Source organism: Wolbachia endosymbiont of Oedothorax gibbosus (assembly GCF_936270145.1).
Classification (GTDB): Bacteria; Pseudomonadota; Alphaproteobacteria; order Rickettsiales; family Anaplasmataceae; genus Wolbachia.
This window is the reverse complement of the sequence record NZ_OW370537.1, coordinates 1,355,637-1,371,972: the sequence shown is the minus strand read 5'-3', so window position 1 is coordinate 1,371,972 and position 16,336 is coordinate 1,355,637. Positions and strand designations below refer to the sequence as shown.

Here is a 16,336-nt window from a genome sequence, read left to right as displayed (position 1 = left end):
TTAAAATGACAAGAAGACTTGTATTTGGCGTACTATTGTTTAATTTTTGCACTATGTGCATACTATGTCTTTATAAAAATTTTGGGTTTTTACCCACATAAGCTGAAAAGCGCTTATAAAGCGTTTAAGACATCACCCAACGTCAAATTTTAAAATAAAGAGTGGAATAACTAGCTACTCCGGGGATTCTTTGTCTTTTTTTTCTGCTGGTAAATTTCTTAAACATTTATAGCTTAAGTTAGTTGCGTTTAAAAGCAGCTAAATTGCAGTGTTTAAGACTTAAAGAACGCCGATACTGAAAATAAACAATGACTAGGGCTTCTTTTGCCTTTTTTTCCGTTTGGTAAATTTATTAACATTTATAGCTAAACAACAACCATCATCCCGCTGCTTGTTAGCGGCTAAGAGATACCGCGAATGAACCGCGGTATGACGGTTAAATAATTCGTCATCCTGCTACGTGCTAGCGGGATCTAGAGATACCGCGAATGAATCGCGGTATGACGGTGTAGATGATGGTTAAGTAATTCGTCATCCCGCTGCTTGTTAGCGGGATCTATGTTAAGGTATAGTAGGGGATCTATGCTGGGAGATACCGCGAATGAATCGCGGTATGACGGTCTGCGGCGGTATGACGGTGTAGATGATGGTTAAGTAATTCGTCATCCCGCTACGTGTTAGCGGGATCTCTTGTTAGCGGATGAGATACCGCGAATGAATCGCGGTATGACGGTTAAGCAATTCGTCATTCTGCTACGTGTTAGCGGGATCTATGTTAAGAGATACCGCGGCGGTATGACGTAGGACTGCTGTCATGCCAGTGCTCCTTTTTTTGTCATCCGAGTAGCCCTCTTCCTGTCATCCAAGTAGCTGACACTGGGATCTATTTTGCATGTAACTCCAATTGTGTTTTGGCATAAAACGCGACGCGTATTAGACTTATTTGCAAGCAAAGCTTGCTAGATCCCAGTGTCAGCTACTTGGATGACATTACAGGGGGCACTGGGATGAGGGCTACTTGGATGACAGGGGAAGTTGGATGACACCTCACCATGTCATCCCAGTGCGTGACACTGGGATCTCATTTACTTTTTTGTTCACTATGTGAGGAACTTGAGCCTACAAGTATAATGGTTTCATATAAAAAAATTTAGATCCAAGTAGTCACGCTACTTGGATGACAGGAGAAGGAGGCTACTTGGATGATACCTTTTTTCTACTTAGTTTGGGTTATGCAAGAAGTCTAATGTCCTTACTCCTGAGTGTTTAAAATCACAATCGCAAGTTCATCCATAAGGTAGGCATTTAGTATTGACTTTACAACAATAGTCACTTTAAATTAGTAATTGTTGTTGCAGTTAAAGTATCGATGCCTTTTTTCTTTTATTTTTTCGCAATTCTTAGCATTTTATCTGCTGTATGCGTGATTAGCGTAAGGAATCCTGTGCATGCAGTATTATTTTTAATTTTCACCTTCGTTAACTCTGCAGTGCTTTTCATTCTCCTTGGAGCTGAATTCATTGCTATGATGGTGCTGATAGTATACATCGGTGCAGTTGCAGTGTTATTCCTCTTTGTAGTTATGATGCTCGATATAAGGTTGCGCCAGGGTTTTGCGAAGCATTTCACTCTTGGTGCTATATTATGTGTTGTGTTTTTTCTAGTCATCAGCTTTGTAATCCGCAGCTCAGCACCGAATATAAGCAATGTTATAAACTATAATACTAATAACGTGGAAGCTATCGGTAATTTGCTCTACACTGACTACATGTACGCTTTTCATCTTTCTGGTATTCTACTGCTTGTTGCAATTGTCGGTGCAATTGCTCTTACTCTGCAGGACAAGAAAAAAGAAGTTAAAAAACAGAATGTATTAAAACAATTGACACAATCTTCATCTGTAAAATTGGTTAAGGCTAAATTTGGAAAAGGAGTAGAATGGAAATAGGATTAAATCATTTTTTGATAGTTGCTGCTGTTTTGTTCACTATTGGGGTATGCGGTATTTTCATCAACCGTAAGAGCATAATCAATATATTGTTATCAATAGAAATATTATTGTTGGCGATTAACATCAATCTAGTTGCTTTTTCTGCCTTTATGAATGATATAGTTGGGCAAATTTTTGTGATGTTTGTGTTGACTGTTGCGGCAGCAGAGTCAGGAGTTGGGCTTGCAATATTGGTTGTATATTATAGAAGCCGTGGCAATATAGACGTTGAACAAGCAAATTTAATGAAAGAATGATGGATATACTGAAATTAATAGTATTTTTGCCACTTTTTGGTTCACTATTTGCAGCACTTTTTAGAAAAGATGTTTTTGGTCAGTTAATTACAACGGCAGGGATTGGAATATCTGCAGCTTTATCTTGGTATGTTTTTCTCACCTTCTCTGAAAATTATCACTTGAGTTTATTTCCTTTATTTTCATTAAGTGTATTAAAAGTAAATTGGGCAATTAGTGTAGATGCTCTCTCATCCTTAATGCTTATTGTTATTACCACCGTTTCGCTGGTAGTCCACCTCTATTCTATCGGTTATATGGAGCATGATAAAGGGAAGTCGAGGTTTTTTTCTTACCTATCGCTGTTCACATTTTGCATGATTGTGCTGGTTGTAAGCGATAATTTCGTGCAGCTTTTTTTTGGCTGGGAAGGGGTTGGCCTATGTTCTTATTTACTCATAGGATTTTGGTTCCAAAAATATTCTGCAAATAATGCAGCAATTAAAGCATTTGTTGTAAATAGGGTAGGAGACTTTGCACTATTGATTGGGATCTTTCTCGTTTATTATACATTTCACTCTTTGAAATTTACTGAAGTTTTTGACACAGCTGATCTTCTTGGTGCGCAAAACATTAGGGCATTCTGCTGTGAATTTAAAATAATTCATATAATATGCATATTACTTTTTATTGGCTGTATGGGTAAATCTGCACAGCTTGGTTTACATGTTTGGTTGCCAGATGCAATGGAAGGGCCAACCCCTGTTTCTGCACTCATTCACGCAGCAACGATGGTAACAGCAGGTATATTTTTAATAGCAAAATGTTCACCACTCTTTGAATTATCAAATATTGCAAGGGAATTAATAGTTATTGTTGGTGCGCTCACTGCTTTTTTTGCAGCCACCGTTGCGATTACTCAGAACGATATAAAGAAGATAATTGCTTATTCAACCTGCAGTCAACTTGGTTATATGTTCATGGCATGTGGGCTTTCTGCTTACAATGTTGCTATTTTTCATTTAATGACACACGCTTTTTTTAAAGCTCTACTATTTCTTGGTGCTGGCAATGTAATTCATGCAATGCATCATGAGCAAAACATTCAGAAAATGGGAAATTGCTGGAAGAAAATCCCTTGCACTTACACTCTCATGTGGATTGGGTCTCTTGCGCTTTCTGGAATATTTCCATTTGCAGGTTTTTACTCAAAGGATTTGATAATTGAACATGCTTATAGCACGGATAGCTTTGCTTTTGTAATAAGCTTAGTTGTTGCATTCTTCACAGCCTTTTACTCTTGGAGGTTGTTGCTTCTTGTGTTCCATAGCCAAAAACAAAGTAAAATTAATATACATGAGGCACCAAAGATTATGCTTATACCATTACTGATACTTGCTTTTGGATCAGTATTTTCTGGGATATGGGGAGCAAATATTTTGAACATAACTAGTAATGCGTTTTGGAAATCAAGTTTAATGATGATTGATGAGCATGGAGTTCATAATTTTTTTATGAAACTGCTGCCAACCTTAGCAAGCCTAAGTGGAATAGCACTTGCGTACCTAATTTACCAATATCAAGTAATTAGGCAAATTAAGAGTAAATTTTTACTTAAGTTTTTGCAGAATAAATGGTACTTTGATGAGGTGTATGAGTTTGTTATAATTGCACCGATAAGGTTTATATCTAGGCTTCTATGGAAGTTTGATGTTAAGGCTATTGATTCATTTGGACCAAATGGTGTTGTAAGGTTGGTTAATGAATGTTCAAAAAGTTCTATAAAGTTACAAACTGGTTATATATTTGATTATGCATTTGTTATGTTTGTTACTTTAATAATTGGTGCTTTGTATATTATTGGAATTAAATAGAAGGTGTTGTTACTTAGTATATTCTTGCTTCCACTGATAGGAGCGTTAATTTTATCCTCGATCAGGATTAACCATCAATCTATACACCTAAGATTCCTTGCCCTATTTTTTGCTATACTTCCATTTTTGCTTAGCATTGTAGCTTGTATAGGATTTGATTATAACAATGCAGACTTTCAGTTTGTCAGCTATCCAATCAAGAATGTAGGAATAGGGGTGGATGGTATATCGCTGCTTTTCCTTCTGCTGACAACTTTCTTGTTTGTAATTTGTATACTCTATAACTGCAAAATGAGTTATACAAACCTCAAATCGTATATGGCGCTATTTTTGCTTCTTGAGAGTTTTGTAGTCGGTTTTTTCGTTTCACTGGATGCTATAAGCTTCTATGTGTTTTTTGAAGCTGTTTTAATACCAATGTTCTTTATTATTGGCATTTGGGGAGGAAAGCAAAGGATATATGCGACGTTTAAGTTGTTTCTTTATACATTAACTGGCTCATTATTATTTCTACTTGGGTTAGTATACATCTATAGCATTTTTGGGACGTTTAATATACAAAAATTAGCCACATTAGTGCCAAGCCTTGATCTTGAAGTGCAGTCATTGCTGTGGATTGCATTTTTTATTTCCTTTGCAATAAAAGTTCCAATGTTTCCATTTCACACTTGGCTTCCTGATGCACATGTGCAATCACCAACTTCTGGATCTGTGATTTTAGCTGGCTTGCTTATTAAAATGGGGGGATATGGATTTTTAAGGTTTTCTATTCCAATGCTTCCTCAGGCAAGTTTGTATTTTTCAAATTTCGTTGTTGTGCTGAGCATTATTGCGGTGATATATGCTTCGCTAGTTGCGTTTGCTCAAGATGATATAAAGAAGTTAATAGCTTATTCTTCAATAGCACATATGGGGATCGTTACTGCTGGCCTCTTTTCATTTTGTGAGGAAGGAGTACTGGGTAGCATATTTCAAATGATCAGTCATGGCCTTATCTCTGCTGCTTTATTTTTATGTGTTGGAATGCTATATACTCGAACTGGAACTTTGGAGATTGCAAAGTATTTTGGCATAGTAAACACAATGCCAAAATTTGGTTTTATGTTCATTTTATTTTCAATGGCTTCAATAGGGCTACCTGGAACATCTGGGTTCGCAGGTGAGTTTTTGGCTATGATTGGAATGTTTAAGAGCATAGGGTTTTTTACAGGATTTATCGCACTTGGCACTATTTTAAGCGCAGTTTATATGCTGAATTTATGTAAGCAAATAATATGGGGGATTAGCTATTCTAAATTATTAAACAACCGCTTGGATAGCATAGAATTTTCTGTCTTAATTCTGCTTGCAGTGTTTGTTATTTTGCTTGGATTCTACCCAACCCTTGCACTGAATTATTTGAAGCCATGTATGGCAAGCTTGTTAGTCAAATATAATGCGCTATGAATTATATACAGATATTGCCGGAAACGTTCTCTATTATCTCCTCGTTAGTGTTGCTGCTGCTTGGGATTATATTTAACCGCCGAACTATCAACTTATTAGCACTTGGCTGCACAGCAGTAACTTTGATTATTTTAATTCTTTCGGTAGAAAACAATGAAATTTTTCTCTTTAATTCGTTGTTAAAACTCAACTTATACATCAGGTCAGCCCAAGGGTTAATTCTCAGCACAGGAATTTTAATACTTTTGCTGCTGAATTTATCAAAATATGACTATAAATATGAATTTTCAATACTGATTCTTTTTGCGCTGTTTGGCATGATAACTTTGGTTTCAGCAAATAGTTTAATCTCTTTCTATTTAGCTTTTGAGTTGATGAGTATATCTTTGTATGTTCTTGCGAGCTTTAATAAAGATTCAGCTTATTCATGTGAAGCAGGAGTGAAATATTTTACACTTAGTGCACTATCTTCCTGCATTATGCTATATGGAATGTCGCTGCTTTATGGATATACAGGACAAGTCAATTTCTCTGAATTCTTGCAAAACCATCAGATAACTTATGGAATAGTTTTTGGGTTAGTCTTTGTCTTAATTGGTTTGTGTTTCAAGCTTGCTATTGCTCCTTTTCATATGTGGGCTCCAGATGTCTATCAAGGTGCACCTACCATAGTAACTGCGTTTTTTTCTACAGCTCCAAAAGCTGCACTTGTAACATTTTTAATCCGATTGATGAATGAAGAGTTAGTAAATGTAAAAAGTTATGTTCAGCCTATTTTCTTATACGTTTCAGCATTGTCTGTGCTTATCTCAGCTTTTGGGGCCTTGCGTCAGCAAAACTTAAAAAGGCTGCTTGCTTACAGTTCAATTGGTCACATTGGTTTTATATTTGCTTCACTTTCTCTTTTTACACAAGCAGGAACAGATAGTGCCTTAATGTATCTGGTGATATATATCATCACAAGCATAGGGCTATTCTCATATCTTGTACAAATTGACGATGACGATTGTGATATTGCAAATTTATCTGGTATAGGGAAGAAACGCCCAATTGTAGCATTTCATCTTTCTGTGCTGTTACTCTCGATGTCGGGAATACCTCCACTTGCAGGTTTTATCGCTAAATTTTTTATATTCAAAAGTTTAATAAATTCTGGCTTTATCAGCCTGTCTTTGATCCTTGTAATAGCGAGTGTGATATCATGCTACTATTATTTAAATATCATGAAAGTTATGTATTTTGATAAAGCTAGTGGTAATAAGGTTGCTTATTCTAAGGGTCTATTCATTATCACTTCAGTGGCTTCACTGATCAACCTCGTTCTTTTCTTGTATGTAGAAGATCTTTACTCATTGATTAATTCATTGACAAATTAACAACTTAGTGTTTATAATTAGTGATTAATTAATATTTTGTGGTGAAAAATGAGTAAAAGAAAAACTGTTTTGAAATTTTCAATTGCCGCTCTCTTGCTAGGTGGATTTAGCGCTGTAGCTGTTTTATATTTTCCTTATGTTGCTTTAGCAATTAAATTTGGTATTGTAATTTCTACAGCTCCTCTGGCAATTTTTGCCATTTCTGTAGTTGCTGCATTAGCTTCAGTAATTACATTAGCAGCATTTACTATTTCCGCCATACGCAGTAAGGGTAAATCTAATAAGGTTAGTAGCGAACCAGGAAGTAAAAATGAAGAAAAAGGACAAAGTCTAGTACAAGAAAAAGATGCACCTACTCCTACGCCACCGTTGCTCTCGCAAGAGCCTGAAAAGTCGGTTATTCCTATTCCACAACAACCATCAGTTGATGATCCAGTGAAAGAAACAGAAACACCGCAACCTGAAAACGTTATGGTTAATGGTGCTGATCAGCAAGCTAACCAAACAGAGGAATCGTTGCCATCATATCCAGAAACTACCTCGCCTCTGAATAGCATGAATCAATTTGAATCATTTCCTAGCTTGCCATCGATAATCATGGGTGCGCACAACAATTTGGGAGATGGTAGTAATTCCATCAAAAATTGTCAAGAACATATGTCACTTCCACCGAATCTGCCAGAGCAATCTCTAACTTCACAGCAACTTTCCCTAGCGCTTAGAGCTATATTAGATGATTCGAATTCGCTCTTGAAATTTAAGGCTGCATTTGAGGAATTTCAAAAAACAAGACAGAATAATTTACGTAGATCCAAATCACTTCCAAATCTGAATGTGATATTACCGATGAGTTTAAGTGAGGTAAAATCGAAGTGGAGAGAAACACAAGCTAGTATGACAGATAGTTATACTTCTTGGGGTACTAATTGGGATGATTCAATTACACCATCACTAGCTTACCAATATGCACCACCTTTACCCTCAATAATTGAAGGTGTGGAAAGTGGTCCTGAAGCAATGCCCTATGACGTAAATGAAAATAGGGCTCCATATAGCAGTATGCAATCATCTGTATTATCAAGTTCTGCTAGCCGTGGCAACAGTTTTTCTGAATAAGAGAGTTTTTTGATACAATTAAGAAAATGATCCCTGAAATATTTGAGGGCTTTCGTATTCATCATTACAAAGAAGTTTCAAGCACTAATAAAGAAGCATTGGATTTAATTGAGAGAGGGATATCTAATGAAACTGTCATTATTGCTGATAAACAAACAGAAGGTAGGGGACGCACTAGAAAAAGTTGGGTTTCTCCAGAAGGTAATTTCTATGCGAGTTTGATAATTAACCAAGAAACGGATGTCAGCAAATTGACAGAATTGACTTTTGTTACTGCTCTTGCTGTTGGCAACACGTTACTATCATTTATAAGTGACAGTAACGTTCAACATAAATGGCCAAATGACATTCTAATCGATGGCAAGAAAATAAGTGGAATATTGCTTGAAAAAAGATCCAATTCGAATTGGATCATTATAGGAATTGGAATTAATGTCAATCATGCACCACTTCCAGGAACAACGTGCATTAACAATTACGGTGAGTCTGTGTCTAACATGGATCTGTTAAAGGAATTAATAATAAATTTTAATAAGCTAAGAAAGCAATGGCTATTTGATGGGTTTTATGCTATAAGAGAAATGTGGTTAAAAAAAGCATTCAAAATGAATGAGCAAATCAGTGTAAAGTTAGCTGACAAATTGTATGAGGGAATTTTTGCTGATATAGATAAAAGTGGTAAATTGGTGTTGCAGCAAAAGGATGGAAGCTTAATTTATTTTGATGCAGGTGAGTTATTTATTGATAATGCATTATGAATACATATGTAATTTTTGCTTACCTTATTAGTTTTACGTTGATTACCGGAGAACTGATTTTTACCATTTCTTGCTATACTAAAAGTAAAAAAACCTTAGAAAGCCTTAAAAGTCATAATGAAGAAGAAACATAAGCGATTACTTATAACTTCAGGAATTTTCTGCTTTTTAAGCTGCATAGTCTTTTTTATTTTAACAACGCTCAAAGAAAATATCTCATTTTTCTATACAGTAAGTGAGGCAATAGTTTTACCAAATAATCAAAAGCCAATCCGTGTTGGTGGAATGGTTGTTGAAAATAGCGTGATACGGAGCGAAAACGAAGTAGTTTTTCAAATGACAGATTTTAATAAGAGCGTTATAGTGAAATATCAAGGGATACTTCCACCGATGTTTTCAGAAAAAAGTGGTATTGTTGTGCAAGGTAAAATGTTTGATAATAGTACTTTTCTTGCAGATACGGTGTTTGCAAAACATGATGAGAACTATATGCCGAAAGTTTTAAAATAGATTCCCTAATTCAGCTGTATTGAAACGATATGTAGAGAGAGTAACAGCCTGATATCAGGCTATTACCTTTTTTATTAAAGCAATCCGTTCTCTTCACCAGTAATATGGAGTAATGGAGGAGCTTCTCCAATCTCTGGTATATCATCAAGTCTAGTCTGAAGATCTTTAAGTTTAGCGTCTATCTCGCTTGTCTTTGCGCCTATGTTTTCTATAGTTAATGACAGTGGTGTTACTACGCCATTTGTAATCGCCTCACTTATATCGCCGTTATATTTATTAATACTTTTCATCAGACCATCATAAAAATTTTTAAGATTCTTAACGCTTACCGTGATTACCGGTATAGCATTAATCTCTTCTTCTTTCATGACCTTGGTTATATCAATCCCATCCGGTGCGCTTTTAGTAGTAATCTTCTTTATTTCTGGTATTGCAAAATTTGGTTTATCAAACGCCGGTTTCTGAAGTTGCAATGCATTATTTGATTCAACTTCTTCACTAGAATATAATTTTATATTTTTATTCATAATAGTTACCTCCTATAAAAAAACTACCTATCTTTATAAATCACTACTATACAAATAACAGTGAGTCATTATTAATGTCTACTATTGTGAAGTCTGGAGCCTGTCCGATTTCTGGCATATCGTCCTTGATTTGCTTGAGCATCTCAATCATTTCCTTGTTCTGTTTACTCTGCTCTTCAAGTTCCCCTTTTAATGCATCAATAATAGCTTTAGACTGATCTTGATTGCTGAGATCACCAATCACAGCTGTCACTTTCTCATAAGGCAGTTTGTGAATGATGTCTTTAAGCTCTTCTGCGCCTACGTTATCCAAAAGTTCTTTAAACTGCTCATTAGACATATTGCGAGCAAAGGCTTGAAGTTTTTCTGGGTTGTCAGCTAAAGACTTAATAATCATCTGAATCTTATTAGGATCAGTTAAATCTCGAGCTACTATTGCAAGTTTCTCGTGGTCTAGTTTCTTAACTAAATTATGTAATGTATCTTCTTCTAAATTGTGTACTAGGATTGGAAGTCGCTCATGCCACAATTCCTTGGAAAGAATAGTTAAATGGTGCTCATCTAAATCTTTTGCTAGCTCTACAAGCTGATGATCATCTATATTATTGATAAGTGCTTTGAACTGATCCACTTTTAAGTGAGGTAAAATTTCTTTTACTTGCTCTGGATTTAAGTCTCTAACTAGAGCTTTAAGCTGAGCATCATTTAAAATAGGAACAATTATTTGTAACTTTTCTGGATTCAGTTCCTGAGCGAGGGTTTGTAATTGGTGATTGGTTAGATGATCCACTAAAGCTCGAAATTGGTTATCTGTTAAGTTTTCTGCTAGGACCTGTAGTTGCTCATTATTAAGAGTATTGGCAAGAGTCTTTAGTTGCTTATTTGTTAGGCCTTCAACAAGAACTTTGGTAAACGTGTTTGATAGTGTTATGTCTTCTGGTATATTAGATGATATTATATCCTTTATTGTTTGTTCCCTGCTGTGCAATTTAATATATTGAAGTGCCTCATTGTCAAGTGAATCGATAATATTTCCTTGATCATCTGAGAAATAATATTTATCGGTATCTGACTCTTCCCGTGTTACATATTGATATTCTACTGGTTGTATATCAAGGAAAATTCGATTGACTTTTATAGAAGAAAAAGTTTCTATAGCCTGCTTGGTCACTGATAACTTCATTAGTTGGTCATTGATATATGCAAAGGAATGCGGATTATTTACATAATCTAGTTCAATATTTCTAGAACCTTTCCAATTATAAATCCTACAATTTGTTAATAGATCTTGATTATTATCACAATAATAATTTTTTGCTGCCAAATCTTTTTTACCTTCCTCTACACAGTGAACAAGTCTTTCATTCCCCGTAGAATCACAAAATTTTATAGGTAAATCTAGTGCTATATCACTTTCATCATCCAGTGGTATGAACCCAACTTTAGCAAGCTTATTCCAAGTTAGCCCTTTGCTATCCACTTGATCTTCAGGCATCTCATTGTTGTCCACCTGATCCAATATTTTCAATTTGGTTGCGTTGAGCAATTTTTTTCCAGGCACCATCTTAAAAACATGTTTTTTTCCATTCATGAGTCTTACCTAATAAATTTAATTATAGTTATTCTAACATTTATTGATTAATTTATTGTTAAGTTGGTATATACTAGAACTATAATAACAAACATTACTTGTGTAGAGAGAAGTTACGAAAAGAAATAGGGATTTTTTAGAGAACTAGTATAAAACCCTCATAGATTAAAATAAGCTATTTTGACAGGTTTTGTAGCGTACTAAAGCTAATATAGACTGGTGGAGGCAAGCGGGATCGAACCGCTGGCCTTCTGCGTGCAAAACAGATGCTCTACCAGCTGAGCTATGCCCCCAAATATTCTCTTAAAGCATAAATCACTCAGGCTGAAATGCAAGAAATATTTATCTGTGATAGCTAAAGTGACTTAGATTTACCGAGAATTTGAAAAACAAAAATTCGTCATCCCGCTGCTTGTTAGCGGGATCTAGAGATACCGCGAATAAATCGCGGTATGACGTGTTAGCTATAGGCTATTGCGAAGCATTATAATAGTGCACAAATTCTGCAGGGCATATACAGTTTTCTATTTTTCTTGTCTCCTTAGCGTTATATTTCACACCATCCAAATAAATCTGTGAACCGAAAATTAACAAGAAGTTTTCCTTTAAAAATTTTTTTAAATTATCCATAGATTTTTTAACTGCTAACGCAGTATATTATATAATTCACACATGAAAATTTTAGTTTGATTAAAACGGATAAAAACTGTATTACTGTTTAGTATAGCTGAAAAATGAAATGATCCCGTAGCTCAGCCGGTAGAGCAACTGACTTTTAATCAGTGGGTCACGCGTTCGAATCGCGTCGGGATCACTCACAAATTTTGAAAAACATGCTAAAAGAACAAGACAAAATATTCACCAACCTAAATGGTAAAGAAACTCCACTACTTGAGGGTGCAAAAAAACGTGGTAGCTGGCAAAAAACAAAGGAATTACTGGATTTAGGATCAGAAAAAATCATTGATGAAGTAAAGAAATCTGGTTTGAGAGGTCGAGGGGGTGCAGGATTTTCCACCGGCCTTAAGTGGAGCTTTATGCCCAAAAATCTCCCAAAAGCATATTTAGTAGTCAATGCAGATGAGTCAGAACCTGGTACATGTAAAGATAGAGATATATTGCGATATGAGCCACATAAGTTAATTGAGGGAATTCTCCTGGCCAGCAGAGCGATCAGCGCATCAGTTGCGTATATTTATATCAGGGGTGAATTTTATAATGAATATTTAGTTCTAAAAAAAGCACTTGAGGAAGCCTATAAAGAAGGTTTAATTGGAAAAAATGCTTGCAAATCAGGTTATGATCTTGATGTGTTTATCCATAGGGGTGCAGGAGCTTACATATGTGGAGAAGAAACAGCTCAACTCGAATCAATTGAAGGAAAAAAGGGCTTTCCTCGCATGAAACCTCCATTTCCTGCAGGTGTTGGACTTTTTGGCTGCCCAACCACAATAAACAACGTTGAAACTATAGCCATGGTTCCAGATATTCTAAATCGCGGAGGAGAATGGTTTGCATCTCTTGGTAAACCAAATAATACTGGTACCAAGGTCTTTTGTATTTCAGGGCACGTAAACAACCCGTGTAATGTTGAAGAAGAGCTCGGAATTCCACTACGTGAATTGATTGAAAAATACGCAGGTGGAGTGCAAGGAGGTTGGGATAATTTACTTGCTGTAATACCTGGTGGGTCTTCAGTGCCATTAATTCCAAAATCTATATGCGATACTATTGAAATGGATTTTGATTCATTAAGAGCTGCACAATCAGGGCTTGGTACTGCTGCTGTAATAGTGATGGATAAATCAACTGATATAATAGCTGCAATAGAGAGGTTATCACACTTTTATATGCATGAATCCTGTGGGCAATGCACACCATGTCGTGAAGGTACTGGATGGATGTGGAGGATTATGAAGAGGATGGTGGCAGGAGATATTAAGCCTGATGAAATAGATAAACTGCTTGACCTTACGACTCAAATAGAAGGACATACAATTTGCGCGCTTGGCGATGCTGCAGCTTGGCCGATTCAAGGATTAATAAGACATTTTCGTCATGTAATCGAGGAGAGGGTAATAATTTAACTCTACTTATACTTCTTAAGCCATTTTGCTACTTAGCAACCAGAGTTAAAAAATATTGATTCCCTTCTCTTTTAGGTGCCAATTCTACCTTTGCAATATCTTCAGTGTCTCTAATTAGCCGTTCTAATTTTTCCAGTCCAACATCAGTATTTATAAGCTCTCTCCCTCTAAATCTCATTGTAACTTTAATTTTATGTCCATGCACAAGAAAATCCCTTATTTGACGCAATTTTGTTTCGTAGTCGTGATCACCAATATTAGGACCCAGTTTAATTTCTTTTATAGTTAATGCTTTTTGTTTCTTTTTTGCTTCACTTGCCTTCTTTTTTATATCATATTTTTGTTTACTATAGTCCAGAATTTTACACACTGGAGGGGTTGAGTCAGGCGCAATTTCTACCAAATCTAAACCAACATTCTGAGCAGATGCCAAAGCTTGTTCTATTGGCACAATTCCGACCATTTCACCATTGTGATCAACTAAGCGTACCTCCTTAGCTGTGATGAATTCATTAATTTTATTTTTATTGTTCTTTTTAACTTGCAAACTTTAACTCCCTTAATTCAAATTAATACTTTTTAACAGCGATTCAGTAGCCTTTTCCAAAGAAAAAGACTCCTGTCTTTCCGATCCTAAATTTCTCACTGACACAGTTTTACTTGTAACTTCATTTTTGCCTATAATCCACAATATAGGAACCTTGTTTGAACTATGCAAACGTATCTTATAACTAATTTTTTCATTGGTCAAATCAGTCTTGACTCTCACACCTTGTTCTTTTAAAACATTGCTGATTTCTGTGGCGTAACCGTCAGCCTCATTTGTAATGGTCAGAATAGTAAGCTGTGTTGGAGCAAGCCAAAGTGGAAATTTTCCTGCGTAATGCTCTATCAAGATTCCGATAAAACGTTCAAAAGCCCCAAGAATTGCTCTGTGCAACATAACAGGATGATGCTTTTGTCCATCTGCTCCTATGTAAAAAGCTCCAAGCCGCTCTGGTAAAATGAAATCAACTTGTAATGTTCCACATTGCCAACTTCTGCCTATTGCGTCTTTCAAAACGAACTCTAACTTTGGACCATAAAATGCACCTTCACCAGGACTCAGTTCATAGCTGATTCCTGCTTCTTTAACTGCCTCAAGCAGCGCTTTTTCAGCTCTATCCCACACTTCATCATTACCGGCTCTAATATCTGGACGGTCTGAAAATTTCACAGAAATTTCATTGAATCCAAGCTCTGAATATACTTCTTTTAAAAGGTCACAAAACTTTACAGTTTCAGAATTTACTTGTTCTTCCATACAAAAAATGTGTGCATCGTCTTGCGTAAAACCACGCACTCGCATCAGTCCGTGCAATGAGCCTGAGCTTTCATTTCTATGGCATGTACCAAACTCTGCCATACGTATTGGTAGATCACGATAGCTTCTCGTGTGAGAATTAAAAATCTGCACATGACAAGGACAATTCATAGGTTTTATTGCTAGCTTTTTGCTTTCAGATTCATCAACGATGAACATATTTTCACGAAATTTATCCCAATGTCCCGACTTTTCCCACAGTTCTTTACTTACCAAAATAGGAGTTTTTACTTCAAAATAGCCATTATTTATCAATTTCTTTCTTATATAAGACTCAAGAACATTATATAGAGTATATCCTTGTTCATGCCAAAAAACTTGTCCCACAGCTTCCTCTTGAATATGGAACAAGTCCATATCCTTAGCAATTTTGCGGTGATCACGTTTTTCTGCTTCTTTGAGACACTCAAGGTAAGCGTTTAATTCATCCTTATTTCTCCATGCGGTGCCATATATTCGCTGTAACATTGGACCCTTAGAGTCACCACGCCAGTATGCACCCGCTACTTTCATAAGTTTAAACGCTTTAACTCTGCCAGTTGATGGTGAGTGTGGACCACGACACAGGTCTACAAAATCGCCTTGCCTGTAAACAGTTAGGTTTTCACTTTCTGGTATGGAGGAAATAATTTCAACCTTGTATTTTTCGCCTATACCACTAAAGAAATCAATTGCCTGCTTGCGAGTCCAAACTTCTCGGGCGAATCTGTGGTTACTTTTTATAATTTCCTTCATTTTCTTTTCTATTGCAGCAAGATCGTCCGTGGTAAAGGCACGATCTGTAGCGAAGTCGTAGTAGAAACCGTCCTGAATTGTTGGACCGATAGTAATCTGAGTATTAGGAAATAACTCTTTCACTGCCTGCGCCATTATATGAGCAGCATCATGCCTTATTATATCCAAACCCACGTCGTCACTGATCTGTATTACCTCTATCTCTGCATCAGCTTCAATTTCACGTGAGAGATCATATAGCTCACCATTTACCTTAAAGGCAATTGCTTCTTTCAAAGCATCAGGTTGTAATATATCAAAACCAGTGACTCTACCATCATATTCTTTCACTTCTTGTTCGGTTGAAAAGGTAATTTTAATCATAAATAGACCTATACGGACATGTAGCTTGAAGGCGGTTTGCTTCTTCCAACGGTGTCATCCCAGTGTCACGCACATAGCCATACGAGCATTCATTTTCGAAGACAGCAAATGGTGTCATTCCAGTGCTTGACACTGGAATCCAGCTTTTTTGTAATTTCATTGAAAATGTTGTATAGTGTGCTTGTTCACAATCAATTTTACTGGATCCTAGTGTCAAGCACTGGGATGACACCTTTGTGTTTGAGGCAAAACATGCCATAATATTTAACATACTGCTCTCGCAAACAAATGTTCGTACAGTTGTGTATCAGCTACTTGGATCCTAGTGGGCACTGCCTCTAAATCATAATGGATAACAGGGTTG

General features: G+C 36.2%; 16 protein-coding genes and 2 tRNA genes. 11 read left to right on the top strand and 7 right to left on the bottom strand.

All coding sequences use genetic code 11. The annotated features are described in order from the left end of the window. Positions 1 to 1,369 precede the first annotated feature (1,369 nt). Genes NBW37_RS06690 through ccmE form a run of 9 tightly spaced genes read left to right on the top strand, consistent with a single transcriptional unit; the run spans position 1,370 to position 9,306 of the window. Positions 1,370 to 1,948, top strand: a complete 579-nt coding sequence (locus NBW37_RS06690; protein WP_250296243.1) for an NADH-quinone oxidoreductase subunit J — start codon at positions 1,370 to 1,372, stop codon at positions 1,946 to 1,948. Beyond that, positions 1,939 to 2,247 carry an NADH-quinone oxidoreductase subunit NuoK gene (gene nuoK, locus NBW37_RS06685; RefSeq protein WP_006012916.1) on the top strand — a complete coding sequence of 103 codons (309 nt, stop codon included), beginning with the start codon at positions 1,939 to 1,941 and terminating at the stop codon, positions 2,245 to 2,247. Before NBW37_RS06690 ends, nuoK begins: the two co-directional genes overlap by 10 nt. Then, the gene (gene nuoL, locus NBW37_RS06680) at positions 2,244 to 4,100 is read left to right on the top strand and encodes an NADH-quinone oxidoreductase subunit L (RefSeq protein WP_250296242.1); all 1,857 of its coding nucleotides are present in this window, start codon (positions 2,244 to 2,246) and stop codon (positions 4,098 to 4,100) included. Before nuoK ends, nuoL begins: the two co-directional genes overlap by 4 nt. 3 nt (positions 4,101 to 4,103) lie before the next feature. Then, positions 4,104 to 5,546 (top strand): complex I subunit 4 family protein, encoded by a 1,443-nt coding sequence (locus NBW37_RS06675; RefSeq protein WP_250296241.1) that lies wholly within the window; start codon positions 4,104 to 4,106, stop codon positions 5,544 to 5,546. Further along, a complete protein-coding gene (locus NBW37_RS06670; RefSeq protein ID WP_250296238.1) occupies positions 5,543 to 6,922 on the top strand; it encodes an NADH-quinone oxidoreductase subunit N in 1,380 nt (459 codons plus the stop codon). Before NBW37_RS06675 ends, NBW37_RS06670 begins: the two co-directional genes overlap by 4 nt. 48 nt (positions 6,923 to 6,970) lie before the next feature. Then, on the top strand, positions 6,971 to 8,038 hold the full coding sequence (locus tag NBW37_RS06665) for a hypothetical protein (RefSeq protein ID WP_250296237.1): 1,068 nt from the start codon (positions 6,971 to 6,973) through the stop codon (positions 8,036 to 8,038). A gap of 26 nt (positions 8,039 to 8,064) precedes the next feature. Further along, positions 8,065 to 8,796: a biotin--[acetyl-CoA-carboxylase] ligase gene (locus NBW37_RS06660; protein WP_250296235.1), complete on the top strand. Its 732-nt coding sequence runs from the start codon at positions 8,065 to 8,067 to the stop codon at positions 8,794 to 8,796. Continuing rightward, the gene (locus NBW37_RS07920; protein WP_458695349.1) at positions 8,793 to 8,930 is read left to right on the top strand and encodes a CcmD-like small membrane protein; all 138 of its coding nucleotides are present in this window, start codon (positions 8,793 to 8,795) and stop codon (positions 8,928 to 8,930) included. Before NBW37_RS06660 ends, NBW37_RS07920 begins: the two co-directional genes overlap by 4 nt. Beyond that, positions 8,914 to 9,306, top strand: coding sequence for a cytochrome c maturation protein CcmE (gene ccmE, locus NBW37_RS06655; protein WP_250296234.1), 393 nt, complete (start codon positions 8,914 to 8,916; stop codon positions 9,304 to 9,306). The genes NBW37_RS07920 and ccmE overlap by 17 nt, the downstream gene beginning before the upstream one ends. A 74-nt stretch (positions 9,307 to 9,380) precedes the next feature. On the opposite strand, the gene NBW37_RS06650 is transcribed toward ccmE, so the two are convergent. The 4 genes from NBW37_RS06650 to NBW37_RS06635 form a co-directional block, all read right to left on the bottom strand. Further along, positions 9,381 to 9,833: a hypothetical protein gene (locus tag NBW37_RS06650; RefSeq protein ID WP_250296233.1), complete on the bottom strand. Its 453-nt coding sequence runs from the start codon at positions 9,831 to 9,833 to the stop codon at positions 9,381 to 9,383. Between the two features lie 46 nt (positions 9,834 to 9,879). Then, positions 9,880 to 11,424, bottom strand: coding sequence for a magnesium transporter (locus NBW37_RS06645; protein WP_250296232.1), 1,545 nt, complete (start codon positions 11,422 to 11,424; stop codon positions 9,880 to 9,882). Between the two features lie 217 nt (positions 11,425 to 11,641). After that, positions 11,642 to 11,717: transfer RNA gene (locus NBW37_RS06640), tRNA-Ala, on the bottom strand. 178 nt (positions 11,718 to 11,895) lie between these two features. Continuing rightward, the gene (locus tag NBW37_RS06635; RefSeq protein WP_250296231.1) at positions 11,896 to 12,054 is read right to left on the bottom strand and encodes a hypothetical protein; all 159 of its coding nucleotides are present in this window, start codon (positions 12,052 to 12,054) and stop codon (positions 11,896 to 11,898) included. Positions 12,055 to 12,165: 111 nt separating this feature from the next. Between NBW37_RS06635 and NBW37_RS06630 the strand changes: the two genes are divergently transcribed. Both NBW37_RS06630 and nuoF read left to right on the top strand, forming a co-directional pair. Then, positions 12,166 to 12,238: transfer RNA gene (locus NBW37_RS06630), tRNA-Lys, on the top strand. A 19-nt stretch (positions 12,239 to 12,257) separates the two neighbouring features. Beyond that, entirely contained in the window at positions 12,258 to 13,511 is a 1,254-nt protein-coding gene (gene nuoF, locus NBW37_RS06625) for an NADH-quinone oxidoreductase subunit NuoF (protein ID WP_250296230.1), read from the top strand. Positions 13,512 to 13,539: 28 nt separating this feature from the next. Here nuoF and infC read toward each other — a convergent pair whose 3' ends face one another. From infC to NBW37_RS06610, 3 genes are read right to left on the bottom strand one after another with little or no spacing between them, the layout of a single operon-like run. After that, complete coding sequence (infC, locus tag NBW37_RS06620; protein ID WP_250296229.1) at positions 13,540 to 14,058, bottom strand: translation initiation factor IF-3; 519 nt, start codon at positions 14,056 to 14,058, stop codon at positions 13,540 to 13,542. Positions 14,059 to 14,070: 12 nt separating this feature from the next. Beyond that, positions 14,071 to 15,972 (bottom strand): threonine--tRNA ligase, encoded by a 1,902-nt coding sequence (thrS, locus tag NBW37_RS06615; protein WP_250296228.1) that lies wholly within the window; start codon positions 15,970 to 15,972, stop codon positions 14,071 to 14,073. Continuing rightward, positions 15,965 to 16,243 (bottom strand): hypothetical protein, encoded by a 279-nt coding sequence (locus tag NBW37_RS06610; RefSeq protein ID WP_250296226.1) that lies wholly within the window; start codon positions 16,241 to 16,243, stop codon positions 15,965 to 15,967. The genes thrS and NBW37_RS06610 overlap by 8 nt, the downstream gene beginning before the upstream one ends. Between the last annotated feature and the right edge of the window lie 93 nt (positions 16,244 to 16,336).

Bases quoted from the DNA above. Each gene is read 5' to 3' on its own strand.
- NBW37_RS06690 (WP_250296243.1), top strand. From the start codon at position 1,370: ATGCCTTTTTTCTTTTATTTTTTCGCAATTCTTAGCATTTTATCTGCT.
- nuoK (WP_006012916.1), top strand. From the start codon at position 1,939: ATGGAAATAGGATTAAATCATTTTTTGATAGTTGCTGCTGTTTTGTTC.
- nuoL (WP_250296242.1), top strand. From the start codon at position 2,244: ATGATGGATATACTGAAATTAATAGTATTTTTGCCACTTTTTGGTTCA.
- NBW37_RS06670 (WP_250296238.1), top strand. From the start codon at position 5,543: ATGAATTATATACAGATATTGCCGGAAACGTTCTCTATTATCTCCTCG.
- NBW37_RS06665 (WP_250296237.1), top strand. From the start codon at position 6,971: ATGAGTAAAAGAAAAACTGTTTTGAAATTTTCAATTGCCGCTCTCTTG.
- NBW37_RS06660 (WP_250296235.1), top strand. From the start codon at position 8,065: ATGATCCCTGAAATATTTGAGGGCTTTCGTATTCATCATTACAAAGAA.
- NBW37_RS07920 (WP_458695349.1), top strand. From the start codon at position 8,793: ATGAATACATATGTAATTTTTGCTTACCTTATTAGTTTTACGTTGATT.
- ccmE (WP_250296234.1), top strand. From the start codon at position 8,914: ATGAAGAAGAAACATAAGCGATTACTTATAACTTCAGGAATTTTCTGC.
- NBW37_RS06650 (WP_250296233.1), bottom strand. From the start codon at position 9,833: ATGAATAAAAATATAAAATTATATTCTAGTGAAGAAGTTGAATCAAAT.
- NBW37_RS06645 (WP_250296232.1), bottom strand. From the start codon at position 11,424: ATGAATGGAAAAAAACATGTTTTTAAGATGGTGCCTGGAAAAAAATTG.
- NBW37_RS06635 (WP_250296231.1), bottom strand. From the start codon at position 12,054: ATGGATAATTTAAAAAAATTTTTAAAGGAAAACTTCTTGTTAATTTTC.
- nuoF (WP_250296230.1), top strand. From the start codon at position 12,258: ATGCTAAAAGAACAAGACAAAATATTCACCAACCTAAATGGTAAAGAA.
- thrS (WP_250296228.1), bottom strand. From the start codon at position 15,972: ATGATTAAAATTACCTTTTCAACCGAACAAGAAGTGAAAGAATATGAT.
- NBW37_RS06610 (WP_250296226.1), bottom strand. From the start codon at position 16,243: ATGTTAAATATTATGGCATGTTTTGCCTCAAACACAAAGGTGTCATCC.